This window comes from Pseudomonas sp. TR47 (genome assembly GCF_044143025.1).
Classification (GTDB): Bacteria; Pseudomonadota; Gammaproteobacteria; order Pseudomonadales; family Pseudomonadaceae; genus Aquipseudomonas; species Aquipseudomonas putida_E.
The window spans coordinates 1-2,794 of record NZ_JBHFCS010000054.1; the positions used below are offsets into that span (position 1 = coordinate 1).

At 55.0% G+C, this 2,794-nt stretch carries 2 protein-coding genes; one reads left to right on the forward strand and one right to left on the reverse strand.

The genetic code is table 11. From position 1 onward, the window contains the following. A partial coding sequence (locus ACEWE8_RS25880; protein ID WP_395589436.1) for a DUF1353 domain-containing protein occupies nt 1-481 on the forward strand: 481 nt, incomplete at its 5' end. Nucleotides 482-637: 156 nt separating this feature from the next. Here the strand turns inward: ACEWE8_RS25880 and ACEWE8_RS25885 are convergent. Further along, nucleotides 638-2,422, reverse strand: coding sequence for a DUF4214 domain-containing protein (locus ACEWE8_RS25885; RefSeq protein WP_395589437.1), 1,785 nt, complete (start codon nt 2,420-2,422; stop codon nt 638-640). Between the last annotated feature and the right edge of the window lie 372 nt (nt 2,423-2,794).

Below are 2,794 nucleotides of genomic sequence, written 5' to 3' on the forward strand. Positions count from 1 at the left end.
AAGTCGAGGGCAAAAGAGCATGATGAGAGGGAGTTTTCTTGATCCGCTGGTTCTGCAGGCCTACGACAAAGGCGAATGGGTTTTGATGAGCGACTTCAGGTATCACGCGCTTGATGGTGTTATCTATACCGCCCCCAAGTACTTCATCACCGACCTAGCCTCAACGCCCTGGCTAGTAAAGCCCCTATTCGACGACCTTGAGGATCGCGGCGCTGGAGTTATTCACGATTTCACATATTGCGAGAACGAGTTACCCCGCGCCGTGTGCGATGCGCTGTTCTACGAGATGCTGCTCGCCCTGGGAGCGGACAAGCGACGGGCTGGCTTGATGTTCGCCGGTCTGCGGGTCGGTGGTGGGTCGCGCTATGCGGCGTGCAAGGGTGGGGTGAAGGATGAGGATATGGCTTGGGCGCTGATGGCAGAGGATGAACGAAAAGGCTGGCCAGGTGGTGGTGCTCTTGTGGGAGCCGAAGCACCTTAAGCCATCGTGCAGCCTGCGTACTCCGTCGCTTTGCTTGCGAGTGCGAGCGGTGTGCATAGGCGGCTAGGACAAGAAGGAGCGATTCCCAAAAAAGAAACCCCACAGCCCTTTCAGGTAGTGGGGTTTTTTACACTTTCTGCCGCAAGTCTTGAAGCTTTATACCGCGAGAATGATATCCGAAGCCTGAAGTGGCGGAACACCCGTCAGAGTCAAGAGCTCTACAGCTGCACCTGCGCCATATCCATCGGCGTCACAGCTCAACGTGCCGGTGCCGGTGTCATAGATGAAGTAGCTAGACCCCGAGTCCGCAATTGCGCCCGGGCCACTGACAAAATTAGCTGCGTCCAAGCTTCCCACAACCAATGAAGAAGCCGTTGCCGCATTCACCGTTGCTAGGCTGAACTGGATTTTGTCGAGACCCGACGTGAAGCCATGGAATGTGTCCCAGCCGTTAGTGCCAGACGAAATGCCGGTCATAATGAAGGTATCGCTCATTGCGGAACCCGTAATTGTATCGTTCATCATGTTGCCGGAAACGGTAAATCCGTTTTCACCTTGTGCCTGAGACAGGTTGATCGAGGAGGTAACGAGCGTATTTATAAAAACCGCGCCATTATTGACTGTTTGAGCCGTGGCTGTGAAGTTCCATACACCATTGGCGGTAACGGAGCCAGAGCTTTCAACGACCAGAACGTCACCTGTGTTCAAGTCGCTGATAATGTTGGATGAACCACCGGCAATGTTGAATGTGTCGTCGCCACCGCCACCCTGCAGTTGATTGAGTCCCGCGTCAGCAGCAATTGTATCGTTGCCGCTGCCGCCGCGAACGATGTCATCTCCTGAGCTGCCATTGAACACCTGGCCGCCCGCACCTAGGGTCACGTTAACTGAGATGTCGGCATTGATGGTGGTGCCAGCGCCATTCGCAATAGTGAAGTTATTGAACAGCGGTAAAGTAGAATCTACCAAGTTGATCGTTTCAAAACCGGTCAGGTTGGTCAGATCGGTTGGCAATCCTGAGAAGGCGTCTCCTGTAACGGTCAGAACATCATTCGCTGTGTTTGCAGAAAAAGTTGTGGCGTCCAGGAAGACGGCGTTATCCGTCAGGTGCACAGCGCCTGTGCCGTTTACTGTCAAACCTACCAATGTATTAGCCGAACCTACCAAGGTCTGGTTATCCGCCAGGGTTATACTGTTGGCGGCTACACCACCAAAGGTGATTGGCTCAGCAGAGAAGCCGCCGCGGCTGAAAGTAGCTTCCGAATCGCCTACCGTACCACTCCAGGTCACGGTGATATCACCAGTGGCCGTTCCACTGAACGATACTGCATGGCTCACCGAGTCAAGGGTGGCAACAAACGGCTGAGCCGGAACTACCGGCGGCAAAGGTGTGCTGGTGCCAGTCCCTGTTGCTGCGGCAACGTTGCTGCTCAGCGTTGCATTGGCAATGGTCACCGACGCATCCGTAGCGTCCACCTTGGCCAAATAGGCACGAGCGATGCTGGCAGAGTCGGCTCCACTGTAGCCCGCGATTTCGGCTGGGGTGTCGATCTGTGCGGTAAAGGCATTGGCGACGGCTAGCTTATTGCTCAATGCGACGCCATCTATCGCCTGTGCGCTGCTCATGATTGCTAGGGCAGCTTGAGCCTGAGGTACCGCCCCACCGTCGATCTGCTCTTGCCAGAAGGCCAAGCCATCAGGGTCAGGTTCGCGACTAAACAGGTTGGCATAGATAGCCTGAATCACTTGAGCGGTGGTGAAATTGCCATGGAGCGCCTGGGATTCAGTCGATGCGGAGAAGCCGGAGATGACGCTGTTGAGGCTGCCACCTTCACGATCCACTTGCTCGGACCAGAAATTAAGCCCCTCCGGGTCGGCAGGTCGCCCGAAATAAGCTACGTAGAGTTGTTGGATCTGATCGAGATAGTTAGACGCGGCCATTCCTGATTGTCCTTATAGGATGTATGGGCAGTGGCGCGATAAATAGCACAAGTGATGGCCCATTGGCATCAACTTTTACAGGATTTACTCGTCAGACGACACTGCCGTTTCGTTGAGACCACAAAATGGGGTATGAGGCCTGCAGCAGTTGTCATGCGTGGCGGCCGCGAATACTGCCTCCCGTAGCCTCAGCGGCAGCGCGTGAGCGAAGTCGAATGGCTGGGCTAGCGTGCGAAGGGCACCTATACTGGTCGCCCAAGTGAGCGGAGCATGGCAGTGGACAAGGGCCCCTTCATTATATTAGAAGCCGACGAGCCCATTATCCAGCAGGCGATTGATGCTATTCGGCAGTACCATGATGCCAAAGACCTT

Bases quoted from the DNA above. Each gene is read 5' to 3' on its own strand.
- ACEWE8_RS25885 (WP_395589437.1), bottom strand. From the start codon at position 2,422: ATGGCCGCGTCTAACTATCTCGATCAGATCCAACAACTCTACGTAGCT.